Source organism: Lentzea sp., from assembly GCF_036380075.1.
Lineage (GTDB): Bacteria > Actinomycetota > Actinomycetes > Mycobacteriales > Pseudonocardiaceae > Lentzea.
The window spans coordinates 52294-75686 of record NZ_DASVFL010000231.1; the positions used below are offsets into that span (position 1 = coordinate 52294).

The following is a 23393-nucleotide window of genomic DNA, read 5'->3' on the forward strand; positions in this document are numbered from 1 at the left end:
GTGTGGATGGTGTCACGGTTTCGCCACAACGAAGTGGCCCGCGAACCCGCGGAACCGCTCCGCGAGCGGCCCGGCGCCGTCGTCGAGCTCGCGCCACAGCTCGCGGTGGCCGTCGAGCGACAGGCGGTCGTCCGCGAGCACGACCACGAACCCCTGCCGCGCCAGCTCCTCCGCGTACGCGTCGCCGCCGCGGAAGCCGAACACCAGCTCCCGCACGCCGACGAGGGTGCGCGGCGAGTGGACCACCGCCGTCAGGCCACCGGCGTCGTACTCCATCCGCATCACCGCGGGGCGGTAGTCGTCGTGCGGCGGCGTGGTGGCCGCGGTGTTCTGCGGGTTCAGCACCATCGCGAGCGCGACGGCCGTCAGGACTCCCCCGACTCCTTTGAGGCCGATTGCCATGGACTCGATCTCATCGAGCCCATGTGCCGTGAACGTCCGCGCTTTGTCACGGTTTCGCCACAGCCGCCGCGGAGGCCTCGACACCGTCCAGGAGCACGCGCAGCCCGTTGCGGAAGTTCTCGACCGCGTCGTTCTCCAGGTACGGCAGCTCCGGGTCGACCGGTTCGCGGTCGCTCTCCAGGACGTGCAGCGCCGGGTACTTCTCCGCGAGGTCCGGCTCGATCTCCAGCAGCACGGCCGACCGCGCGTACCACCACTCCTCGTCGGCCTCCCCGGTCGCGCCGCTCGCCGCCCGCGCCTCGGCGACGGTCTGCGCCGCCCCGCGCACGAAGTAGTTGAGGGCACCGGCGATGCCGCGCAGCTGGCGGCCGGGCAGTCCGGTGGAGACCAGGATCGCTGCCAGTGACTCGGTCACGCCGAACTCGTGCGGGCCCAGCACCGGGCGGGCCTGCGACACCTGCAGCACCCACGGGTGGCGGCCGTAGCACTCCCACATGTCGTGCGCCCAGCGCGTGACGGCCGGCCGCCAGCCGTCGTCGAGCGGGTAGGAGGCCGGCAGCTCGGCCATCGTGCGGTCGTACATGAGGTCGACGAGCTCGTTCTTGCCCGGCACGTAGGTGTAGAGCGCCATGGCGGTGCGCCCGAGCCGTTCGCCCACCGCCCGCATCGAGAACGCCATGCCCTGCTCGTCGGCGACCGCGATGCCCGCCTCGACGATCGCGTCCACGCTCAGGCCCGGCTTCGGCCCGGGACGCTTCTCCGCGGCCGATCCGCGCCACAACAGCTCGATGGACCGGCGCGGATCGCCCTGACCTGCGTAGACGACCACGGTTGCGACTCCTTACGACGTAAAGTAATCTCGTCGGCCGATACTTTACGCCATAAAGAAGCGTGTCGAACAATGCCAGGGGGAACCAGCGTGAACGCTGTCGCGGACAGCCACGACCTGATCCAGGTCCGCGGGGCCAGGGAGAACAACCTCGCGGACGTGTCGCTCGACGTCCCCAAACGCCGGCTGACCGTCTTCACCGGCGTGTCCGGCTCCGGCAAGTCCTCGCTGGTCTTCGGCACGATCGCGGCCGAGTCGCAGCGGATGATCAACGAGACCTACACCGCGTTCCTCCAGTCCTTCATGCCGTCGATCGGGCGGCCGGACGTGGACGCGCTGCACAACCTCAGCGCGGCGATCATCGTCGACCAGGAGCGCATGGGCGCGAACGCGCGCTCCACCGTCGGCACCGCGACCGACGCCCACACCATGCTGCGGATCGTGTTCAGCCGCCTCGGCGAGCCGCACGCCGGCACGTCCGGCGCGTTCAGCTTCAACCTGCCCGAGGGCATGTGCCCGGCGTGCGAAGGTCTGGGCAAGGTCACCACCATCGACGTGGACGCGATCGTCGACCGGTCCAAGTCGCTCGACGACGGCGCGATCGACGCCCCGAACTACGGCGTCGGCACCTGGTACTGGCAGGTGCTCGCGAACTCCGGCCTCTACCCCGCCGACAAGCCGATCGCCGAGTTCACCGAGCAGCAGCTCGACGACTTCCTGTACAAGCCGACCACGAAGCTGACCATCGGCGGCACGAACGTCACCTACGACGGCCTGATCTCCAAGCTGCAGCGCACGATCCTGGCCAAGGACCGCGACTCGATGCAGCCGCACGTCAGGGCGTTCGTCGACCGCGCGGTCACGTTCGCGACCTGCGGAACCTGCCGGGGCGCCCGGCTCAACGAGGCCGCGCTCGGGTCGAGGATCCGCGGCCTGAACATCGCCGACTGCTGCGCGATGCAGATCAGCGACCTCGCGGAGTTCGCGCACTCGATCGACGACCCGTCCGTCGCACCGCTGCTCGCGACGCTGCGGGACACGCTGGACTCGCTCGTCGAGATCGGCCTCGGCTACCTGTCGCTCGACCGCGAGTCCGGCACGCTGTCGGGCGGCGAGTCGCAACGCGTGAAGATGGTGCGCCACCTGGGTTCGTCGCTCACCGACATCACCTACGTGTTCGACGAACCGACCGTCGGCCTGCACCCGCACGACATCCAGCGGATGAACACCCTGCTGCTGCGGTTGCGGAACAAGGGCAACACCGTCCTCGTCGTCGAGCACAAGCCCGAGACCATCGCCATCGCCGACCACGTCGTGGACCTCGGCCCCGGCGCGGGCGTCAACGGCGGCCACGTCTGCTACACCGGCGACGTGGCGGGCCTGCGCGCGTCCGGCACGCTGACCGGCCGCCACCTCGACCACCGCGCCAAGCTGCGGCCGGAGTTCCGCTCCCCCCGGGGCTTCCTGACGATCAGCGGCGCGAAGCTGAACAACCTCAAGGACGTCTCGGTCGACCTCCCGCTCGGCGTGCTGACCGTCGTCACGGGTGTCGCGGGCTCCGGCAAGTCGTCGCTGGTCCACGGCTCGCTGCGCACGCGGCCGGGCGTGGTGACGGTCGACCAGTCGGCGATCCGCGGCTCGCGCCGGTCCAACCCCGCCACCTACACCGGCCTGCTCGACTCGGTCAGGACCGCGTTCGCCAAGGCCAACGGCGTGAAGGCGGCGCTGTTCAGCGCCAACTCCGAGGGCGCCTGCGAGAACTGCAAGGGCATCGGCCTCGTCTACACCGACCTCGCGATGATGGCCGGCGTCGCGACCGTGTGCGAGAAGTGCGAGGGCAAGCGGTTCACTCCCGAGGTGCTGCGCTACACGTTGCGGGGCAAGAACATCAGCGACGTGCTGGCCATGTCCGTGGCCGAGGCCCGCGAGTTCTTCCCGTCCGGCCAGGCGCACGCGGTGCTGAGCCGCCTGCACGACGTCGGCCTGTCGTACCTGTCGCTCGGCCAGCCGCTCACCACGCTGTCCGGCGGCGAACGCCAGCGGCTCAAGCTCGCCATCCACATGGCCGAGAAGGCCTCGACCTACGTGCTGGACGAACCCACGTCCGGCCTGCACCTCGCCGACGTCGACCAGCTGCTGGGCCTGCTCGACCAGCTGGTCGACGCCGGGAACACCGTCATCGTCATCGAGCACCACCAGGCCGTGATGGCGCACGCCGACTGGATCGTCGACATGGGTCCCGGCGCGGGCCACGACGGCGGGCAGGTCGTGTTCTCCGGCACACCCGGCGACCTCGTGTCCACTTCGGACACCCTGACCGCCCGGCACCTGAAGGAGTACCTGTCGTGAGCGCGCTGACGGTGACCTCGGTCGCACCCCTGACCCCGCGGATGACCCGCGTCACGTTCACCGGCGACGGCCTGCCGGCCATCGGCACGTGGCCGGACCAGCAGCTCAAGCTGCTGTTCCCGAAACCCGGGCACTCCGCGCACGTGTCGGACTCGCCCGACGTCGGCGTCTGGTACCAGGCCTACCTGGCCCTGCCCGATGCCGAACGGCCGTGGATGCGCAGCTTCACCGTCCGGTCGCTGGCCGACGGCGTGCTGACCGTCGACTTCGTGCTGCACGGCGACAGCGGTCCCGCGTCGCGGTGGGCCGCCAACGCGCAGATCGGTGACGTGATCGGCCGGTTCGGGCCGTCACGCGACTACGCCCGGCCGTTGGGGACCGCCGACTTCCTGGTGTTCGCGGGCGACGAGACGGCGTTGCCCGCGATCGCCTCGCTGCTCGAACCGCTGCCACCGGAGCAGCGGTTCGCCGCGGTGGTCGAGGTCGCGGATCCGGTGGAGGAACAGGAGATCCCGGGTGTGCGGTGGGTGCACCGCAGTGCCGGCGACGACCTGGTCACGGCCGTCTCGGCTCTCGAAGTCCCGCCGTCGACGTGGGTGTGGCTCGGCGGCGAGGCCTCCGCGGTCCGCGCGCTGCGACGCCACTTCGTCGGTCTCGGCGTGGCCAAGGAGGACATCGAGTTCGCCGGCTACTGGCGGCGGTCGCTCACGCAGGACGACGCGCCCACAGCCGAGGACCTGGCCGAGGCCCGGGAACGGATCGCCTCCCTCGGCGAATGATGTGTTTCGGTCAACACTGAAGCAACAGCACTGAAGGATTCTCACGTGGTGGACGTGGGAGACGGCCTCACCGGATCGGCCTACCGTGCGCCGCGACAGTTCACTCCGATGAAGCAGGTCAACGTTGTCCACTCCCGTCGCGCGGTCCGTGCCCGCCGCGATCCGGTCGGTGCTCGCCAGGGACCGCTGGGCGCTGACCGGCACGGTCACCGTCGTGCTGATCGCACTGGTGGCGATCTTCGCGGACGTCCTGACCGCCCTCGAGGGCCACGACCCGTACACCTACGACGCGACCGCGCTCGACCCCGCCACCGGCCTCCCGGCGGGGTCGCTCGGCGGGGTGAGCGGCGAGCACTGGTTCGGCGTCGAGCCGCTGACCGGCCGCGACCTGTTCGCGATCGTGGTGCACGGCGCGCGCACGTCGTTCCTCATCGGCCTCGCCGCCACGCTGGTCTCGATCGGGCTGGGCGTGCTGATCGGCGCGGCCGCCGGGTACCTCGGCGGCTGGGTCGACCGGGTCGTCACGTGGAGCGCGGACGTGTTCCTCGGGTTCCCGTACCTGGTGTTCATGATCGCGCTCGGCGCGGTGGTGCCGGCCGAGTTCCCGCGGACGCTGCTGCTGGTCGTGGTGATCGGGTTCTTCGGCTGGCCGTCGACGGCCAGGATCGTGCGGGCCCAGGTGCTCACGCTCAAGGAGCGCAACTTCGTGAAGGCCGCGAGGACGCTGGGCGCGTCGCCGTGGCAGGTGTTCCGCTCCGAGCTGCTGCCGAACCTGTGGGGCCCGGTGCTGGTCATGGCAACGTTGTCGGTGCCCGGCAAGATCGGCCTGGAGGCGGCGCTGTCGTTCCTCGGGGTCGGCGTGCTGCCGCCGACGCCGAGCTGGGGGCGCTCGATCAGCGCCGCGATCGACTGGGTCGCGGTCGACCCCGCCTACCTGTTCTTCCCCGGGCTGGCGCTGTTCGCCGTCACGTGGGGCTTCAACGCGCTGGGTGACGGCCTGCGGGACGCGCTCGACCCCCGGTCGGTGACTCGGTGACCAAGCTCGTCCTGACGCGGCTCGGCGGCATGGTGCTCGTGCTGCTGATCGTCGCCTTCTGCACGTTCGTCGTGTTCTACCTGGTGCCGTCGGACCCGGCGCTGCTGGCGTGCGGCAAGCCGTGCACGCCGGAGAACCTCGCGCTGGCGCGGGAGTTCATGGGCTTCGACGAACCGTGGTGGCAGCAGTTCCTCACGTTCCTCGGCGGGATCTTCACCGGCAGGACGTTCGGCACGGGCGCCACCGCGATCCACTGCTCGGCGCCGTGCTTCGGCTACTCCTTCCGGCAGAACACCGACGTGCTGGAGCTGATCGGCGGCCGGCTGCCGGTGACGTTCTCGCTCGCCGTCGGCGCCGCCGTGCTGTGGGTGGGTGTGGGCGTGGCGATCGGCGTGTACGCCGCGCTGCGCAAGGACTCCTGGTTCGACCGGGCGGCGCTGGCCGGGTCCGTGATCGGCGTGTCCGCCCCCGTCTACCTGGTCGGCCTGCTCGGGATCCTCGTGCTCGGGTTCCAGCTGAACGTCGTGCCGGTCGGCAACTACACGCCGTTCGCCGAGGACCCGGTGCGCTGGGCGTGGGGGCTGGTCCTGCCGTGGTGCGTGCTGGCGTTCGCGCACGGCGCCCACTACGTGAAGCTCACCCGCTCGCAGATGCTCGAGACGATGAACGAGGACTTCATCCGCACCGCCCGTGCCAAGGGCGTGAAGGAACGGACCGTCGTCGGCAAGCACGCGCTGCGCAACGTGCTGCTGCCCGTCGTGACGCTGACCGGCATCGAGTTCGGCTCGCTGCTCGGCGGCGCGGTGATCACCGAACGCGTGTTCAGCCTGCCGGGCCTCGGCGGCCTGCTGATCGAGGCCGTGCACTCCCGCGACCTGCCGACGCTGCTCGGCTGCACGTTGTTCGCCGGTTTTCTCGTAGTCGTCGCCAACGCCGTCGTCGACCTGTCCTACGGCCTGCTCGACCCACGAGCACGGCTCACCTGAGGGAGGAAAGTCCGTTGTACAGCAAGAGGATTCTTGCCGCGGCGCTGGTCGGGGCCCTGGGGGTGTCGGCGTGCGGCGCGAACGACCAGAAGGCCCCCGGTGACGCCGCGGCCAAGCCGGACAAGGGCGGCACGCTGCGCATCCTGTCCGAGTCGCGCACGATCAACTTCGACCCGGCCAAGTCGCAGAGTCTCGCGATCACCACGCTCGGCCTCGTGCACCGCAGGCTCACCGGCTGGCAGAACGCCGTCGGTCAGCCCGCGAAGGTCGTTCCGGACCTCGGCGACACCGGCAGGACGACCGACGGCGGCAGGACCTGGACGTTCGTCCTGCAGGAGGGCCTGAAGTTCAGCGACGGCACGCCGATCACGTCCGCGGACGTGAAGTGGGGCGTCGAGCGGTCGTTCGCCCCGGCGTTCGGCGGCGGCCTCGGCTACCACAAGGACCTGCTGGGCGGCGCGGACTACAAAGGTCCGTTCGAGGGCAAGGAGCTCGACTCGATCGAGACGCCCGACGCCAAGACGATCACGTTCAAGCTGACCCGCCCGTACGGCGACTGGCCGTGGATCGCCTCCACGCCCGCGTTCGCGCCGGTGCCGAAGGGCAAGGGCGCCGAGCCCGACTACCAGGAGCACGCCATCGCGTCGGGCCCCTACCAGATCGCGACCTACGCCAAGGGCGTCGAGGTCAAGCTCTCCCGCAACCAGAACTGGGACGGCTCCAAGGACCAGGTCCGCGCCGGCCTGCCGGACGACATCGTGATCCAGCTCGGCCAGGACGCCTCGGTCGTCTCGCAACGCCTCGCCGCGGACTCCGGTGACGACAAGTACGCGTTCGGCGCGTCGTTCGCCTCCCCCGCCCAGCTCGCGCAGCTGCAGGCCAACGCCTCTGCCAAGTCGCGCGTGGTGACGTCGAAGTCGGGTGCCATCGCCTACCTGGCGCTGAACACGCAGAAGGCGCCGCTGAACAACGTCAAGGTGCGCCAGGCCTTCCAGTACGCGGTGAACAAGTCCAACTACCAGATCGCCTCCGCCGGCACGGCCGCGCTGGCCGGTGACGCCGCGACCACGTTGATCACGCAGGGCATCGAGGGCCGCGAGCAGTTCGACCTCTACCAGACCAAGCCCGAGGGCGACCCGGAGAAGGCCAAGGCGCTGCTGGCCGAGGCCGGGTTCGCGAACGGCCTGGACGGCCTGACGCTGGTGCTGAACAAGTCCAACAACCAGACTGAGAAGGCCGAGGCCATCCAGGCGGCGCTGGCGCGGGCGGGCATCAAGGTGACGCTGCGGTCGCTGGAGGCCGACGCGTACGAGACCGAGACGAACCTCGCGGACAACCCGACCTACGACCTCACCCTGTCGTCGTGGCAGCCGGACTTCCCCAGCGCCAACGCGAACATCCAGCCGTTGTTCGCCACCTCGGAGATCGGCAAGGGCGGCTACAACATCTCGCGGTACTCCAACCCCGAGGTGGACGAGCTGATCGAGGAGGCGCAGTCCACCGTCGACGTCGGTGAGGCCGGCCGGAAGTGGGCGGCGATCGACAAGCGGATCCTCCAGGACTCGCCGGTCGTGCCGCTGATCTACACCCGCAACTCGTTCATCCACGGCTCGAAGGTCGGCAGCTTCTTCATCGCCGACTTCCCCGCCTACCCGAACTACCTCCAGGTGGGTATCACCAAGTGAGTGCTCTGCTGTCCGTCGAGAACGTCTCGGTGGACTTCGGTTCCTCCCCGGCGGTCAGCGAGGTCTCCTTCTCGCTGACCGCCGGGGAGGTGCTCGCCGTGGTCGGCGAGTCCGGTTCCGGCAAGACCGTGACCGCGATGTCGTTGCTGGGGCTGCTGCCCCCGACCGCGTCCGTGTCCGGGCGCGCGGTGCTGAACGGGCGCGACCTGTACTCGTTGTCCGTCGCGGAGCTGCGTGAGGTGCGGGGCAACGAGGTCGGCATGGTGTTCCAGGAACCCATGAGCGCCCTCAACCCCGTGTTCACGGTCGGCAGCCAGATCGTCGAGGCCGTGCGGGTGCACCGTCCCGTGTCGCGCGCTGAGGCACGGGAAAGGGCGTTGGAGCTGTTGCGGCTGGTGGGTCTGCCGCCGGAGCGGTTCCAGGCCTACCCGCACGAGATGTCCGGCGGGCAGCTGCAACGCGTGGTGATCGCGATGGCGGTGGCGAACGAGCCGTCGTTGCTGATCGCCGACGAACCGACCACGGCGCTGGACGTGACCGTGCAGGCCGAGGTCCTGGGCCTGCTGCGGGACCTGCGCGACCGGCTCGGCGTCGCGATCCTGCTGATCACGCACGACATGGGCGTGGTCAGCGACCTGGCGGACCGCGTCGTGGTGATGAACGCGGGCCGGGTCGTGGAGACCGGTCCCGTGAAGCAGGTGTTCTCGAAGCCAGCAGAGGAGTACACGCGGACGTTGCTCGACTCGGTGCTGTCGCTGGAAGCCCGTGAGCTGCCCGTGCGTCCTGCTCCCGAGCCCGTGCTGCGCCTCTCGGACGTCTCGGTCACCTACGGCAAGTTCCGCGCCGTGTCCGACGTGTCGTGGGAGGTCGGCCGCGGCGAGACCCTCGGACTGGTCGGCGAGTCCGGTTCCGGCAAGTCGTCGCTGGCCGGCGCGATCACCGGCCTCACCCGCTACACCGGCACGATCACCGTGTCGGGCAAGGAGGTCGCGGCGCTGCGCAAGGCCGACCGCGGCCGGATCGGGCTGGTGTTCCAGGACCCGCTGTCGTCGCTGAACCCGCGCGCCACCGTCGCCCGGTCGATCGCCCAGCCGCTGGTGCTGCACACGTCGCTGCGCGGCAGGGAGCTGGCCGCGAAGGTCGACTCGCTGCTGGACGCCGTGCAGCTGTCCGCGTCCCTGCGCGACCGCTACCCGCACGAGCTCTCCGGCGGCCAGCGCCAGCGCGTCGGCATCGCCCGCGCCATCGCCCTGGACCCGGACCTGCTGATCGCCGACGAACCCACCTCGGCCCTGGACGTGACGGTGCAGGCCCGCGTGCTCGACCTGTTCCGCTCACTGCAACGCGACCTGCGGTTCGCGTGCCTGTTCATCAGCCACGACCTGGCCGTCGTGCAGCACCTGGCCGACCGCGTCGCCGTCCTGCACCGGGGGCGCGTCGTGGAGGAGGGAACATCGGTCTTCGCCGCGCCGCGGGACCCCTACACGCGACGCTTGCTGGCTTCGGCGCTTACCGTGTCCGTATGAGGACCAACTGGGCGGGCAACGTCACGTTCACCTCGGCCGAGCTGGTCACCCCAGCCACGGCCGACGACCTGCGCGCGGTCGTCCGCGGCTCCTCGGCCGTGCACGTGGTGGGCTCGGGCCACTCGTTCAGCCCGATCGCCGACACCGCGGGCACGCAGGTGTCGCTCGCGGGCATGCCGGAGACGTTCGAGGTCTCCGGTTCGTCCGTCCAGGTCGGCGCCGGGATGACCCTGGCCTCGCTGGCCGTGCGGCTGGAGGCGGAAGGTCTCGCCCTGCACACGCTGCCGTCGCTGCCGCACATCACCGTGGCGGGCGCGGTCGCCACCGCAACCCACGGCTCGGGCTCGGGCTCGCTGTCGAGCGCCGTCCGGTCGCTGGAGGTCATGCGCGGCGACGGCTCGGTGGTCTCGCTGTCCTCGCCGGGCGCTGTCGTGTCGCTGGGCGGCCTCGGCGTCATCACGTCCGTCACGCTCGACGTCGTGCCGTCGTTCGAGGTGGCGCAGACCGTCTACGAGGACGTGGCCTGGACGACGCTGCTCGTCCAGCTGGACCAGATCTTCGCCGGCGCCTACAGCGTGAGCGCGTTCGTCGACTGGCAGGGCGGCGCGACCATCTTCGCGAAGCACCGCGTGGGCGACCCGGTCTTCCGCTTCCCGGGCCGCGCCGCCTCCGCACCCGTCCACCCGGTGCCCGGCCAGCCCGCGCTGCACTGCACGGTCCAGGGCGGCGTCCCCGGCCCGTGGCACGAGCGCCTGCCGCACTTCCGCGCCGAGTTCACCCCGTCCGTGGGCGACGAGCTGCAGACCGAGTACTTCGTGCCGCGGTCCCGCGCGGTGACGGCGTTGCGGGCGCTGGCGGAGATGTCGACCGTGATCTCGCCGCTGGTGCAGACCTGCGAGATCCGCACGGTGTCGGACGAGGACGCGTGGCTGAGCCCCGCCTACGACCGGGACAGCCTCGCGATCCACTTCACCTGGGTGCCGAACACCCCTGCGGTGCTGGCGTTGCTGCCCCGGCTGGAGGAGGCGATCGCGCCCCGGCCGCACTGGGGGAAGCTGTTCACCGTGCCGCCGTCGTTGCTGGCGGCCCGGTACCCGCAGTGGGACGCGTTCCGGTCGCTGCTGAACGAGCACGACCCGAAGGGCGTGTTCCGCAACGAGTTCCTGACCCGCTACTTCGGTTCGAGCGCGTCGAGCTGACGCCGCAACAGGTCCGTCTCCGGCCCACGCAGCTTGGTGAGCAACCGCCGCGCCTCCAACCGGGGGGCGGAGTCGTAGGAGACCGTCGCCAGACCGATCAACGCACGAACCTCACCGGCACGGTCGCCCAGCCGGCGGTAGAGCATCAAGGCGTGCTCGAACGCCATCGCCGCCGACGCCGGATCACGGTCCTCGAGCCGGAAGGTGCCCAAAGTCTCGTTGATCCTGGCGTCGACGACCACCTCGCCGGAAGCGACGGTCGACAGCGTCAGGATCGCGTGGTCGACCCCGAAGGCGTCGCGCTGCATCCGCACCAGCTCGATGATGAGGTCGGCCCTCTCCTCGGGGTCCTGTGCCAGGTCGAAAGCACGCCGCAGGTACTCCTCGGCACCGTGGTGCCGATCGGCGGCACTTTCCAGGTAGGCGAGCTGGCGCAGTGCAACGATCTGATCGTCGGGCCGCAGGGTGTTCCACTCCACCGCCTCGACCAGCTGCCGTCCCGCGGCGTCGAAGTCGCCCATGTCCAGCAGGAGTGACCCCAGCTCGAGGGCGAACTCCGCTTCCGCGGGACCACCCGCGCTGTGTTCGCGTGCCATCCTCAAGTGCTGCAACGCCCTGTCCGGTTCTCCCAACCGCATCTCCATGCGGGCCAGTTCCCTGTGCACCAGCGCCTTCTCGTGCGCACTGCCGTCCGCCTTCAAGGCTTCCTGGAAGTGGTCCGCAGCCATCTCGGCTTCGCCCCTGTCCCGGAAGATCTCGCCCAGCAACCGATGAGCGCGCGTTGCCACCGCGGGATCCGACCTGACCAGGTACAGGTCCTCAACGGCCTCGTCCCACTGGCCGAGCTCCCTGGACAGCTCCCCCCGCAGCAACAAGGACTGGACGGGCCGTTCCGACGCCTCCACCGCGCGGGCGGCGAGCAAGTGCGCTTCCGCGATCCGGTTCCGGGCCTGCAACCAGCGCGCGGACGAGACCAGCACCTCCTCCCAGTGCGGCCCCACCCCCTCGGCGGGGATCGCGCTCACCACGTCGACCGCGCCGGCGACCGGGTGGGCGGAGGCCAGTTGCTTGGGCACCTCCCCCAGCACCATCACCAGGCGGTCCGAGTCGAGCTGCACCTGGTCGAGGATCTCCTGGATCCCCGCCGACACCCGCGCCGGCGGGTCGACGACCACGAAGTGCCGCACCGAGGACAGCTCCGCCAGCCGCCCCCGCACCACGCGGGCCCCGAGCTCCAGCAGGTCGTCGGCCAGCGCCGCCGCCCGGTCCGACGTGCCGTGCACCAGGACGTCGTAGCGGAACCCGTGCAGCTCGCGCCGCCCGCGTTCCCTGGCCGCCGAGACGTAGGTGTCCCGGTTGGTGACGAGGACGTCGGCGTCCGCGAGCTGGTGCGCGAGCAGGGCGGCGATGTTGTCCATGAAGTACGAGACGGAGTCGGGGCTGCCGCTGCGCTCGTCGACGACGGCGATCTCCTCGCCGAAGCTCCAGTACGGCAGGTACGGGACCGTCGTGCGTTCCACCAGGCCCAGCTCCGGCTGGTCGTCGCCCTGGCCGGTCGGCAGCCAGGGCGCGTAGAGCGGAGCGAACTCCTCGGCCAGGGTGGTGCGCCAGGTCCGGGCCCGCTCGTACTCCTCCCGGGAGTCGAACCGCGACACCACCGGCAGGTACAGCAGCCCCGGCCGGTCGTACGGCAGCCTGTCGCGCGCCACCGCCGCGCGCCGGGCGACGTCCAGGGTGCCCTTCAGGTTCTGGTGGTTCGGCGCCACGCACAGGACGAGCACGTCCGGCAGCTGCGCGGTGCAGATGCCGCCGATGTCGGTGATGCCGGTACGGCTGTCGATCAGCACGTAGTCGAAGTGCTCGGCCCACTCCTCGCGGAGCTTCTCGAACCGCCACCCCAGGTCGTGGTCGGCGAAGAGCTCCGGCCACGACAACGACTGCGCGCGGTCGGGGTACGAGGAGTTCATCGCGCCCGCCGCCAGCAAGGAGAGGGTGTCGACGTCGGGGATGAAGACGTCCTGCACGACGTCGGTCCACTCGGCCTCGCCGGTGACGACCTCGACGAGTCCGCCGTCGTTCAGCGACGAGAGGTGCGGCCGGAAGTACTCGTGCAGGCCGGGTGCGTCCAGGTCGAAGTCGACGCACAGCACGCGGTTGCCCCAGCGCGCCAGCTGCACGGCGACGTTGGCCAGGCAGAAGGACCGGCCGACGCCGCCCTTGTAGGAGTAGAAGGTGACGATCACGGCAGCCTCACAGCCTCGGCAGCGGGCCGGGTGGCAACGTCGCCGGGTCCAGGGCCGGCCGCACCACCTTCCACTCCGGATCCCAAGGGGGCGCGTACTCGATCCGCTCCGCGATCTCCTTCGCCAGCTCCTGGACGGCAGCGAGGAAGTGCTCGTAGTTCGCCGAGCGGCTGTACACCTCGTACGCCAACGGCTTGTTCCAGGACGTGAAGTCCGCCTGCTGAGTCGCTTGTGCCTCAGGCGGGTAGTGCTGACCGTCGGCGTACCGCACGGGCAGCACCAGCTGCCTCGGGTGGTCCGCGGAGCCGTAGCCGAGCGTCTTGTGGCGTTCGAGCATGCTCTCCCACTCGGCACGGCACCACGGCGAGCGGAAGTACGGCGGCGAGAAGACCGCCACCATCACCCTCGACCGCAACAGCGCCCGTTCGAGGTTGGGTGGCCATGCGACCCCGGTCTCCTGCGTCCAGTCGACGAAGATCTCCGGGTCCTTGTCCATCTCGTTGCCGAGCCACTCCTTGAGGGCCCGGTGGAAGTGCTCCCGGACCCACACGTCACCGCCTCCGCGGCGGGTGTAGCTCAGGAAGACGTCGTACTCGTAGCCCACGCCATCACATCGCGATCATGAGCCGCGCCATTACGCCGCGTCACCCTTCTGGCGCAGCGCCTCCAGCTTCTCGTCCGAGAACCCGTACGTGGTCACCACGGTCATCTTCGCGCTGGAGACCAGCAACCCGGGCCCCCACTCGTCCACCACCACACCGCGCTGGTTCGCGGACTCGAAGAACGGCGTGCCCTCGACGCCGAGGTCGACCTCGGCCGGCCAGAACAACGTCCGCCGCTTCTCGCCGGGGTGGTACTCGTGCGCGAACTTCAGCTGGTGCAGGAAGGTGATCCAGCCCTCGGTGATGTCGTCGTAGTAGTCGTCCCACTCCGGTGACGTCCCCTTGGGCGCACGGGTGCACACCACTCGGGTCCCCTCCGGGACAGCGGTCAGAGTGAACGTGTCGTGGCCGTGGACGACCAGCGTCGTGCCGTCCTCCCGGACGTCGGTGAAGTAGATCTCCTCGATCTCCGCGTCGAGCTCCGGGATGTCCCAGCCGTGCCAGTGGCGCAGCTTCTCCCTGTCCCGGAACGACTGCCACACCTCTTCGACCGGCGCGGCCACCGTGATCTCGATCCGGACGCGGTCATCGCTCATCGGAGGCTCCCGGGTGGCCCATCGCGACCACCCGGTACGGGCGGCCTGACTCGGTGTCGTACCTCAGCGCGATCTGCCGCACCGCTTCGGCGAGGTCGCTGGTGAACCCGTGGACGTCGCCGGGCGCGCCGAAGCGGACCGTGGTCTCCACGGTGAACGTGAGCAAACGCTTTCCCGCGTCGGCCGCGGCGCCGGACATGCGCTCGACCTCGCGCGAGACCTCGGCGGCGACCGACACGAGGTGCGTCGCGGCGAACTGGTCCTGGACGCCGGCGTCGACCTCACGGCCCGGCCTGGCGCGCAGCACGCGTTCGACGCAGCCGCGCCGCTGCCGTTCCTCGACCAACTCGACGAGCCCCGCCTGCTCCAGGGCCCTGACGTGGTAGTTCACCCGCTGGCGGGGCAGGTCGAGGGCCGCCGCGAGCTGGGTCGCCGACGCGGGCGACTTCAGCAGCTCCAGCAGCGACCGGCGCAACGGGGACAGCTCCACGCAGAGCACGCTCGCATTTGACAAAATCATTTGTCAATACCGGAACGCGACCGGAAACAGGTAAGTTCGTTGACGGTTGCAACAAACCGCCCCCACCCTGTGACCCGTGAGAACCCCCCTGCTGGTGGCAGCGTTGGCAGCAGCGGCGATCGTTCCCGTGTGGACGGTCGCGGCCCAGGCCGACGTCGTGCCCGGAACCGCTTATCAAGTGACGAACGTCGGCAGCGGAAAGTGCGTGGAGTCGCTGGGAACGGCCAACGGCGCACAGCTCCGCCAACAAGGATGCTCCGGTCAGACCTGGAGGTTCACGCCCACGAGCGACGGTTACTACACCGTCGGCGACGGCGCCGTGTGGGACGTCTCGAACGTGTCCGCCGAGGACAACGCGGCGATCCACATGTGGCAGTCCTTCAGCGCGAACAACCAGCAGTGGCGGCCGGAGCAGGTGGGCACCGACACCTACCGGTTCGTGAGCAGGCACAGCGGCAAGTGCCTGGACGTGCCCGCCGCGACCACCAACGACGTTCAGCTGGTCCAGTACACCTGCAACGGGACCAACGCGCAGTCGTTCCGGCTCGGCACGGTCACCCAGAACCCCGGCCAGCCCGACTTCGGCCCGAACGTGCTGGTGTTCGACCCGTCGATGCCCGCGAGCACCATCCAGGCGCGGCTCGACGACGTGTTCCGCCAGCAGGAGCAGGGCCAGTACGACGCCCGCCGCTACGCCATCATGTTCAAGCCGGGCAACTACAACGTCGACGTCAACATCGGCTTCTTCACCCAGGTCCTCGGCCTGGGCATGCTGCCGGACGGCGTGACGATCAACGGCCAGGTGCACGTCGAGGCCGACTGGTTCCAGGGCAACGCGACGCACAACTTCTGGCGCGGCGCGGAGAACCTCGCGATCCGGCCGCCGAGCGGCACCAACACGTGGGCCGTCTCGCAGGCGTCCGCGATGCGCCGCACCAAGACCTACGGCAACATGCAGCTCGACGACAACGGCTGGTCCAGCGGCGGTTTCCTGGCCGACTCCGTGGTGACGGGCCAGGTGCGCTCCGGTTCGCAGCAGCAGTGGCTGTCGCGCAACACCGAGTGGGGCTCGTGGACCGGCGAGAACTGGAACATGGTGTTCGTCGGTGCGCGCAACGCGCCGCAGAACACGTTCCCGGAGCCTCCCTACACGACCGTCGGCCAGACGCCCGTGGTGCGGGAGAAGCCGTTCCTGAACGTCGACGGCAGCGGCAACTACAACGTCTTCGTCCCGGCGCTGCGCTCCAACTCCAGCGGCACGACGTGGGCGAGCGGCACGCAGCAGGGCACGAACATCCCGCTGTCACAGTTCTACATCGCCAAGCCGGGCACGTCGGCGGCGACGATGAACGCCCAGCTGGCGGCCGGCAAGCACTTGCTGCTCACGCCGGGCGTCCACCAGGTGAGCGAGCCGATCCGCGTCACCCGCCCGGACACCGTCGTGATGGGCCTCGGTCTCGCGACCGTCATGCCCACCAACGGGAACATGGCGCTCGACGTGGCCGATGTGGACGGTGTGAAGGTCGCCGGCCTGCTCCTCGACGCGGCCCCGACGAACTCGCCGCTGCTGATGCAGATCGGTGCCCCGGGCAGCAACGCGAACCACTCCGCGAACCCGACGTCGGTGCACGACCTGTACGTGCGCATCGGCGGTTCGGCTGTCGGGCGGGCCACGACCTCGTTGGTGGTCAACAGCCACAACGTGATCGGCGACCACCTCTGGCTGTGGCGCGGCGACCACTCCATCGGCGTCGGCTGGGACGTCAACACCGCCGACACCGGACTCGTCGTCAACGGCAACAACGTGACGATGTACGGGCTCTTCGTCGAGCACTACCAGAAGTACCAGACCATCTGGAACGGCCAGGGCGGCCGGACGTACTTCTACCAGAACGAGATGCCGTACGAGGCGCCGAACCAGGCGGCGTGGATGAACGGCTCCACGCGCGGCTACGCGGCGTACAAGGTCTCCAACAACGTCACGACGCACGAGGCGTGGGGCCTGGGCAGCTACATCTTCGCCAACGCCAACCCCGCCGTGGTGGCAGACCGGGCGTTCGAGGTGCCGAACACGCCGGGCGTCAGGTTCCACAGCATGGTGACGATCTCGTTGGGCGGCAAGGGAACCATCGAGAGGATCATCAACAACTCGGGCGGCCGGGTGACCGGCGGGTCGACCGAGGCTTACCTCGCGAACTACCCGTGATGACGCGCTCCCGCACGTGATCCGGCACTGACGACGAAGGCCCCGCACTCCCCCCGGCGTGCGGGGCCTTCGTCGTCAGCCCAGCCGCCTCGGCCGGTTGATCTTCATCTCGTCCATGTCGGTGACCTTGGCCTTCAGGCCCTTGAAGTCCACCCCGAGCGCGTCCAGCGCCGTGGACGCGCGCCGCAGCCCCGCCTCGTCCGGCTTGCCGTCGGCCGTGAGGACCACCCGGTAGCTGAAGAAGTCGAGCTTCTCGTCGTAGGTCAGCGCGCCCTCCTCGCTGAACCCGGCGTCGCGCAGGAAGTCGAACCCCGCGAGGCGCTCCTTCAGCGACGCGCGCTGGTCGTCGGTCAGGTCGGCGAAGCGGCCGCGGACGAGTACTCGGTAGGTGTGTTCAGCCACGAGCGGAGATGGTCCCCGAAGCCCCGCCGCCCTGGCCACCGATTTCCGGGGTGCGGAAGAATCGCGCCCCATGAACGCACAAGAGCTGGTCGCGCGCATCCGGACCGAGCTGCACCCCGGCGAGCACGACAACCTCGTGGTCAAGCTGATCGAGACGGGCGAGGCCCCGCGCGGGGTGATCGCCACGTTCGCGGCCGAGGAGAACCACATCGTGTCGTCGGACTGGCGCACGTTCCTCGCGCTCGCGGCGAAGGCCGAGGAGGCGAACGCGCGGGCGTTCTTCACGCTGCTGGCGGGCGGCGAGGAGCTGGTGCTGCCCATGCTGCAGCCGCTGGCCGAGGCGGCGGGCATGTCCGCGAAGGACTTCCAGGGCTACGAGCCGTTCCCCGGCTGCCAGTCCTACCCCGCCTACCAGGCGTGGATGGCGCTCAACGGCGAGCCGACCGACGTGATCCTCGCGATCCTGGCCAACTTCACCGCGTGGGGCGGTTACTGCGCGCGCATGGCCAAGGGGCTGCGCGAGCACTACGGGTTCGACGACGAGGCGTGCGCGTTCGTCGACTTCTTCGCCACTCCCGCGCCGCAGCTGGAGGAACGCGCGGTCGCCGCCGTGCAGGCGGCGCTGGACCGCGGCTGGCAGCCGAAGCACGCGTGGCGCTACGGCCGCCTGCTGCAGGCCTACGAGCTGGAGTTCTGGTCCACGCTGGCGTGAACGCGACGTGGGGGCGGCTCGCAAGCCGCCCCCACGGACCGCTAGCGGGGCAGATAAGCCCGGTGGGACTTGGAGAACTCGTAGTTGTTGTACTTGTCCCAGTTGATCGACCACGTCATGAGGCCGCGCAGGTTCGGGTACACGCCCTTCGGCTTGTAGCTGCCGCACCGCGATCCCTTGGTGAGGCAGTCCAGCGCGGTCTGCACGTCCGCGACCGACGTGAACCCGTTGCCCGCGTACTGCGCGGCGGGCAGGCCGATCGCGACCTGTTCCTGCTTGAGCGGCGCGAAGAACTTGGACGCGTCGCCGCGCACCGGGAACCCGGCGAGCAGCATGTCGGTCATCGCGACGTGGAAGTCCGCGCCGCCCATGGTGTGGTACTGGTTGTCCAGGCCCATCACGGGTCCGGAGTTGTAGTCCTGCACGTGCAGCAGCGTCAGGTCGTTGCGCATCGCCTCGATCACCGGCAGGTACGCGCCGGTGCGCGAGTCACCGCCGCCGGCACCGCCGTAGAACTGGTAGCCGACCTGCACGAAGAACGTCTCCGGTGCCATCGTGAGCACGAAGTTCGCGCCGTACCTGGCCTTCAGCGACCGCAGCGCCGAGATCAGGTTCACGACCACGGGCGTGGTCGGGTTCTTGAAGTCGACGTCACCGGCGTTGAGCGACAGCGAGTGGCCCTCGAAGTCGACATCGAGCCCGTTGAGGCCGTACTTGTCGATGATCGCCGACACCGAGCGCACGAACGCGTCGCGCGCCGCCGTGGTCTCCAGCCGCACCTGGCCGTTCTGGCCGCCGATGGAGATGTTGACCTTCTTGCCCTTCTGCTGCTGGGCGCGGATGCCGGCGATGAACTCGGCCTCGGACTCGACGTTCGGGCACTCCGCGACCGGGCACTGCGCGAACCGCAGGTCCCCGCTCGTCGCGCTGGTGGGCTCGGCGAACGACAGGTTGATGACGTCCCACTCGTCCGGCACGTCCTTCATGCGGATGTAGCCGGAGCCGTTGGCGAAGCTCGCGTGCAGGTAGCCGACGAGCACCTTGCGCGGCAACGAGCCCGTGGGAGGCGGACCGGTCGTCGTGGTGGTCGTCGTCGTAGTGGTGGTCGTGGTCGTGGTGGTGCTGGTGGTCGTCGTGGTCGACGTCGGCGAGGTGCCGCCACCGGTGCAGACGGCTCCGTTGATCTTGCAGTTCGCCGGGTCGGCGGTGCCGGAGGCGTTGAAGCCGAACGACACGCTGGCACCCGGCGCGACGGAGCCGTTGTACTCGCGGTTGGCGAACGTGTTGTGGTTCCCGCTCTTGGTGAGCAGCGAGTCCCAGTAGGCGCCGACCGAGGTCGAGGCCGGGTAGTCGAACTCCAGCTTCCACGAGCTGATCGCCGCGCTGGTCTCGTTCTTGATCGTGACCGTCGCGGTGTACCCGGTGTCCCAGGACTGCTTGGAGAACGTCGCCGTGACACCGGCGGCGCTGGCAGGGGCGAGGCTCACGACCACGGTGCCGAGCACCAGTGCGGCCACCGCGGATATTCGAGCGAACAACGGCATGGCTGCTCCATCCCACGCTTGGCGGCCGGCAGGGGGTCCTCCCCGAATTGGACTAGACCATCAACCGATAAGTCAAGGTTCTAGGCTGAACAGCCGTGTCCCACGCTCGCGCCGCTGACGGAACCCGGCTCTACTACTCGGTGGAGGGGTCCGGCCCGCCGCTGTTGCTGATCGCGGGGCAGTCGAACCCGTCCCGCTGGTGGTCGCAGGTCCGCCCGGAGTTCTCGCGGTCGTTCACCACGATCGTCACCGACCACCGCGGAACCGGTTCCAGCGACAAGCCGGACATCCCTTACAGCACGCGGATGTTCGCGTCGGACTGCGTCGCGATCCTCGACGACGCCGGCATCGGCAGGGCCCACGTCTACGGCACGTCGATGGGCGGCCGGATCGCGCAGTGGATCGCGGCCTCGCACGGCGAGCGCGTCGACCGGCTCGTGCTCGGCTGCACCTCCCCCGGCGGCCCGCACGCGGTCGAACGCAGCGCCGAGGTGCGCAGGTCGTTGGCGCAAGTCGAGCCGATGAAAGCCCGCAGGGCGTTGGAGGCGCTGATGTACACACCGGCCTACCGCGGGCCGTTCAACACGCTCGGCGACCCGGACATGCCGCCCTACGCGCGCAAGCGGCACCTGTTCGCGAGCGGCGAGCACGACGCGTGGGACGTGCTGCCGTCGATCACCGCGCCGACGCTGGTGGTGCACGGCACGGACGACATCTTCAACCCCGCGGCCAACGCCCCGCTGATCACGGAACGGGTTACCGGCGCCCGGATGCACCTGATCGAGGGAGCACGACACGGTTACTTCGAGGAGTTCGCGAGCGAGGCCACCCCGCTCGTGGTCGACTTCCTGGAGAGCTAGCCCGTCTCCAGGGGGTCGCATGCGCAAGACTCCGGTGGTCCTCCTCGTCCTGTCGCTGTGCGCCTCCCTGCCCGCCACCGCCTCGGCCGCCGATCTGCCCGGCGGGAAGACGAACTTCGTCGTGTCCCTCGGGTCGTTCAAGGCCGGCACGGACAACTGGGTGCGCCTGGGCACCTACCAGTTCTCCGACTCGGGCGCGGTCACCGCGCGGACCCACCTGTGGTGGCAGCGCGAGCCCGTCGCCCGCCAGGGCACCGGGACGACACCTGACTCCTCGTGCGCGACCTCGTCACCGACGCCCGGCCAGACGCTGGTGCGCGACTGCCAGGTGCTCACCGCCGGCGGGTTCACCTCGCCTCCCGGCGAGACGCGGACCGGCACCTACGACGTCACCGACGACGACGTCCTGCACATCACCTGGAACGTCGGCCAGGCGTGGACCGAGCAGTGGGACATCACCTCGACCCCCGACAACAAGCTCGTGCGCCTCGACCACCGGTTCAACACCCTCGCGACCGCGGGGTACGGGTACGGCAGCAACGCGGCGTTGAGCACCCGGCGGCAGATGGCGAGCATCCAGGCGTTCCCCGGCACGCTCAAGCTCGACTCCCGCGGCTGGGACCACGGCGACCTGACGTCGCACGACGGCGGCGCCTACGCCATCTCGCAGTACCGGACCTGCGCCACGACGTCGTGGTGCCTCACGTACCTGCAGCCCGAGTCGGGTACCTCCTGCCGGGGCGGCTGCGTGCCGGGCAGCACCGACACGTCGATCCAGAACCACATCGTGCGGGTCTCGAACGACGACCGCCGCGACACCCACTGGCAGTGGTGCAGCTGCCTCACCAAACGCCCCGACGGCACTGACGAGAAGTGCTACACCCGCAACTCGCACGTGAAGCCGATGCTCCAGGTCCTCGACGACGACGGCCGGTTCCGCGGCTGGGTGGGCGCGGAGGCGTCGTTCAACCCGGTCACCCCGAACCCGCGCGACGGCGACATGCTCTCCGCCTTCCGCGTCAGCGACTTCCGCTGACGCTCAGCCCGTGACCCACCGCAGGCCGCGCATCAGCGCGTGCCCCGCGAACCGCACACCGGTGGCCTCCGCGACCGGCAGGTAGGGCAGCCGCAGCGGCATCCGCGCCCACACCGGCAGCGACGCGACGGCCGTGGCGCTCAGCACCGCGTACGGCCCGCGCGCCACCACCGGCAACGGGGCCTTGAGCAGCAGGAACCTGGCCGCCTCCCGCGCCTCGGCCGTGCCTCGCAGCTCCGGCCGGTACGCGTTGAGCCGCGCGTCGAGCTCCGCGACCGTCCGCGGCGGTTCCGGGATGCCCATCGCGTCCGCGATCACCGCCATGTCGGCCACGTAGCCGTCGTAGTCGTCGAGCGGCTCGTCGCCGTAGCGCTGGTGGCAGCGCAGGAAGCTGTCGACCTCGGCCACGTGCACCCACCCCAGCAGGTGCGGGTCGTCGGCGCGGTACCGGCGCCCGTCCGGCGCGGTGCCGCGAATGCGCTCGTGCAGGCGCGCCAGCCGTTCGATGGTCCGGTGCGCGTGCTCGGCCGTGCCGTAGGTGGTGGTGCCGACGAACAGGCTCGTGCGCTGCAACCGCCCCCACGGATCCGTGCGGTAGTCGGAGTGCTGGGCGACCGCCGCCATCGCGAGCGGGTGCAACGACTGCAGCAACAGCGCCCGCAGACCGCCGATGAACATGGCGTGGTCGGCGTGGACGTGCCGGATCGGTCTGTCGTCGGCGAACAGGCGCGGGCCGGGCGTCTCGTGGATCCGGCGCGCGTGCTTCGCGCGGTCGGGACCGATGACCCGCTCGAAGAGACTTTCGCTCACCTGTCGTCGCAGCGCCTCCAGCATCACTCCATCATGCGCGCAAAGCCGGGACCTCCGCATGACCGGCGCGGGCACCTCTCCGCTGTACGGGTGAGAACACCCGTCCTTCGCACCGGAACGGACCTCCGCCGGGAGGGCACCGTGGTAACACACGTTTGGTGTCGCACGATCAGCTTTCTCGGAAGAGGGGAATCGGAAGCGGATGGACGATTCGCACCTGCCCGGCATCTACCACGACGCCGAGAAGGCGTCCGCGCACGGCCAGCGCCGCACCCTGCGGCTCAGCCGGGTGCGCCTGCTCGGCGCCGTGCTCGCCGCGGTCGGTGGCGCGTTCAAGTGGAAGATCGGCGGCGGGGTCGACTTCTGGGCGTGGGTGGCGCTCGCGGGGTTCCTGGTGGCGCTGTTCAGCGAGTTCCTGCTGTGGGCCATGCACCCGGAGCTGAAGTGGAACGCCGGCCGGGCCGTGGCCGAACGGGTGAAGTCGCTGGCCTGGCGCTACGCCGTCGCGGGAGATCCCTTCCCGTCCGACGCGCCGCACGCGCGCCGGGAGCTCGAGGTCAGGATCGACGAGATCGTCACGGAGCACAGCAAGAAGCTCCTGCTGACGAGCGTCAACCCCGCGGGCGACCAGGTCATGGCGGAGCTTCGGGCGAAGTCGTTCACCGAGCGCAGGGACGCCTACCGCGAGCACCGGGTGCACGGGCAGCTGTCCTGGTACCGCGACCGCGCCGAGCGCAACGAGAAACGCGCGTCCCTCTGGCGGTTCCTGCTCTTCGGCGGCGAGTTCGTCGCGATCGTGCTCGCGATCCTGCGCATCAACGGCGTGTGGGACGTCGACCTGTCCGGCGTGATGGCGGCGGCGGTCGCGGGCGGCGCGGCGTGGATCGGGCTGCGGCAATACGAGAACCTCAACCTCGCCTACCTCGCCGCCGCCAGCGAGCTGGCGCAGATCTACCGGCAGCTCCCCTTCACCGCCGAGAGCGACTGGGCCACGACGGTCGCCGAGGCCGAAGCGGTGATCAGCAAGGAGCACTCGGCCTGGCTCGCCTCGCGCCCGAGCACCACCTGACC

General features: G+C 69.9%; 21 protein-coding genes. 12 read left to right on the top strand and 9 right to left on the bottom strand.

Going from position 1 to position 23393, the window contains the following annotated elements; translation table 11 throughout:
* Positions 1–12: 12 nt before the first annotated feature.
* Both VF330_RS25420 and VF330_RS25425 read right to left on the bottom strand, forming a co-directional pair.
* Positions 13–402, bottom strand: a complete 390-nt coding sequence (locus tag VF330_RS25420; protein WP_330854188.1) for a hypothetical protein — start codon at positions 400–402, stop codon at positions 13–15.
* A 46-nt stretch (positions 403–448) separates the two neighbouring features.
* A complete protein-coding gene (locus VF330_RS25425) occupies positions 449–1231 on the bottom strand; it encodes a TetR/AcrR family transcriptional regulator (protein ID WP_330854189.1) in 783 nt (260 codons plus the stop codon).
* A gap of 90 nt (positions 1232–1321) precedes the next feature.
* On the opposite strand from VF330_RS25425, the gene VF330_RS25430 reads away from it, so the two are divergent.
* The 7 genes from VF330_RS25430 (at position 1322) to VF330_RS25460 (ending at position 10791) form a co-directional block, all read left to right on the top strand.
* The gene (locus tag VF330_RS25430) at positions 1322–3580 is read left to right on the top strand and encodes an excinuclease ABC subunit UvrA (RefSeq protein ID WP_330854190.1); all 2259 of its coding nucleotides are present in this window, start codon (positions 1322–1324) and stop codon (positions 3578–3580) included.
* Entirely contained in the window at positions 3577–4359 is a 783-nt protein-coding gene (locus tag VF330_RS25435; RefSeq protein WP_330854191.1) for a siderophore-interacting protein, read from the top strand. Before VF330_RS25430 ends, VF330_RS25435 begins: the two co-directional genes overlap by 4 nt.
* Before the next feature lie 124 nt (positions 4360–4483).
* On the top strand, positions 4484–5395 hold the full coding sequence (locus VF330_RS25440; protein WP_330854192.1) for an ABC transporter permease: 912 nt from the start codon (positions 4484–4486) through the stop codon (positions 5393–5395).
* Positions 5392–6381, top strand: coding sequence for an ABC transporter permease (locus tag VF330_RS25445; protein ID WP_330854193.1), 990 nt, complete (start codon positions 5392–5394; stop codon positions 6379–6381). Before VF330_RS25440 ends, VF330_RS25445 begins: the two co-directional genes overlap by 4 nt.
* Before the next feature lie 14 nt (positions 6382–6395).
* Positions 6396–8066 (top strand): ABC transporter substrate-binding protein, encoded by a 1671-nt coding sequence (locus VF330_RS25450; protein WP_330854194.1) that lies wholly within the window; start codon positions 6396–6398, stop codon positions 8064–8066.
* A complete protein-coding gene (locus tag VF330_RS25455; RefSeq protein ID WP_330854195.1) occupies positions 8063–9592 on the top strand; it encodes an ABC transporter ATP-binding protein in 1530 nt (509 codons plus the stop codon). The genes VF330_RS25450 and VF330_RS25455 overlap by 4 nt, the downstream gene beginning before the upstream one ends.
* Entirely contained in the window at positions 9589–10791 is a 1203-nt protein-coding gene (locus VF330_RS25460; protein WP_330854196.1) for a D-arabinono-1,4-lactone oxidase, read from the top strand. The genes VF330_RS25455 and VF330_RS25460 overlap by 4 nt, the downstream gene beginning before the upstream one ends.
* Here the strand turns inward: VF330_RS25460 and VF330_RS25465 are convergent.
* The 4 genes from VF330_RS25465 to VF330_RS25480 are packed head-to-tail and all read right to left on the bottom strand — an operon-like array spanning position 10764 to position 14722.
* Positions 10764–13034, bottom strand: coding sequence for a KGGVGR-motif variant AAA ATPase (locus tag VF330_RS25465; RefSeq protein ID WP_330854197.1), 2271 nt, complete (start codon positions 13032–13034; stop codon positions 10764–10766). The genes VF330_RS25460 and VF330_RS25465 overlap by 28 nt on opposite strands.
* 7 nt (positions 13035–13041) lie before the next feature.
* Positions 13042–13638, bottom strand: a complete 597-nt coding sequence (locus VF330_RS25470) for a toll/interleukin-1 receptor domain-containing protein (RefSeq protein WP_330854198.1) — start codon at positions 13636–13638, stop codon at positions 13042–13044.
* Between the two features lie 30 nt (positions 13639–13668).
* Positions 13669–14232 (bottom strand): SRPBCC domain-containing protein, encoded by a 564-nt coding sequence (locus VF330_RS25475; RefSeq protein ID WP_330854199.1) that lies wholly within the window; start codon positions 14230–14232, stop codon positions 13669–13671.
* Complete coding sequence (locus VF330_RS25480) at positions 14222–14722, bottom strand: ArsR/SmtB family transcription factor (RefSeq protein WP_330854200.1); 501 nt, start codon at positions 14720–14722, stop codon at positions 14222–14224. Before VF330_RS25480 ends, VF330_RS25475 begins: the two co-directional genes overlap by 11 nt.
* 106 nt (positions 14723–14828) lie before the next feature.
* Between VF330_RS25480 and VF330_RS25485 the strand changes: the two genes are divergently transcribed.
* Complete coding sequence (locus VF330_RS25485) at positions 14829–16958, top strand: RICIN domain-containing protein (protein ID WP_330854201.1); 2130 nt, start codon at positions 14829–14831, stop codon at positions 16956–16958.
* A gap of 75 nt (positions 16959–17033) precedes the next feature.
* Here VF330_RS25485 and VF330_RS25490 read toward each other — a convergent pair whose 3' ends face one another.
* Positions 17034–17360 carry a DUF6204 family protein gene (locus VF330_RS25490; RefSeq protein WP_330854202.1) on the bottom strand — a complete coding sequence of 109 codons (327 nt, stop codon included), beginning with the start codon at positions 17358–17360 and terminating at the stop codon, positions 17034–17036.
* Between the two features lie 70 nt (positions 17361–17430).
* Here VF330_RS25490 and VF330_RS25495 point away from each other — a divergent pair, with 70 nt between their 5' ends.
* Positions 17431–18072 carry a transcriptional regulator gene (locus VF330_RS25495; protein ID WP_330854203.1) on the top strand — a complete coding sequence of 214 codons (642 nt, stop codon included), beginning with the start codon at positions 17431–17433 and terminating at the stop codon, positions 18070–18072.
* Between the two features lie 41 nt (positions 18073–18113).
* Here the strand turns inward: VF330_RS25495 and VF330_RS25500 are convergent, their stop codons facing one another.
* Positions 18114–19616 (bottom strand): chitinase, encoded by a 1503-nt coding sequence (locus VF330_RS25500; RefSeq protein WP_330854204.1) that lies wholly within the window; start codon positions 19614–19616, stop codon positions 18114–18116.
* 95 nt (positions 19617–19711) lie between these two features.
* On the opposite strand from VF330_RS25500, the gene VF330_RS25505 reads away from it, so the two are divergent.
* Together VF330_RS25505 and VF330_RS25510 are read left to right on the top strand one after the other, a co-directional pair.
* Positions 19712–20476 (top strand): alpha/beta fold hydrolase, encoded by a 765-nt coding sequence (locus VF330_RS25505; protein ID WP_330854205.1) that lies wholly within the window; start codon positions 19712–19714, stop codon positions 20474–20476.
* Positions 20477–20495: 19 nt separating this feature from the next.
* Entirely contained in the window at positions 20496–21512 is a 1017-nt protein-coding gene (locus tag VF330_RS25510; protein WP_330854206.1) for a hypothetical protein, read from the top strand.
* 3 nt (positions 21513–21515) lie between these two features.
* Here the strand turns inward: VF330_RS25510 and VF330_RS25515 are convergent, their stop codons facing one another.
* On the bottom strand, positions 21516–22346 hold the full coding sequence (locus VF330_RS25515) for an oxygenase MpaB family protein (RefSeq protein ID WP_330854207.1): 831 nt from the start codon (positions 22344–22346) through the stop codon (positions 21516–21518).
* 178 nt (positions 22347–22524) lie between these two features.
* On the opposite strand from VF330_RS25515, the gene VF330_RS25520 reads away from it, so the two are divergent.
* Positions 22525–23391 carry a DUF4231 domain-containing protein gene (locus VF330_RS25520; protein WP_330854208.1) on the top strand — a complete coding sequence of 289 codons (867 nt, stop codon included), beginning with the start codon at positions 22525–22527 and terminating at the stop codon, positions 23389–23391.
* Positions 23392–23393: the final 2 nt, after the last annotated feature.

Excerpts from the sequence above, each read along its gene's own strand:
- VF330_RS25420 (WP_330854188.1), bottom strand. The coding sequence starts at position 402 with ATGGCAATCGGCCTCAAAGGAGTCGGGGGAGTCCTGACGGCCGTCGCG.
- VF330_RS25460 (WP_330854196.1), top strand. The coding sequence starts at position 9,589 with ATGAGGACCAACTGGGCGGGCAACGTCACGTTCACCTCGGCCGAGCTG.
- VF330_RS25475 (WP_330854199.1), bottom strand. The coding sequence starts at position 14,232 with ATGAGCGATGACCGCGTCCGGATCGAGATCACGGTGGCCGCGCCGGTC.
- VF330_RS25495 (WP_330854203.1), top strand. The coding sequence starts at position 17,431 with ATGAACGCACAAGAGCTGGTCGCGCGCATCCGGACCGAGCTGCACCCC.
- VF330_RS25500 (WP_330854204.1), bottom strand. The coding sequence starts at position 19,616 with ATGCCGTTGTTCGCTCGAATATCCGCGGTGGCCGCACTGGTGCTCGGC.
- VF330_RS25510 (WP_330854206.1), top strand. The coding sequence starts at position 20,496 with ATGCGCAAGACTCCGGTGGTCCTCCTCGTCCTGTCGCTGTGCGCCTCC.
- VF330_RS25515 (WP_330854207.1), bottom strand. The coding sequence starts at position 22,346 with ATGCTGGAGGCGCTGCGACGACAGGTGAGCGAAAGTCTCTTCGAGCGG.
- VF330_RS25520 (WP_330854208.1), top strand. The coding sequence starts at position 22,525 with ATGGACGATTCGCACCTGCCCGGCATCTACCACGACGCCGAGAAGGCG.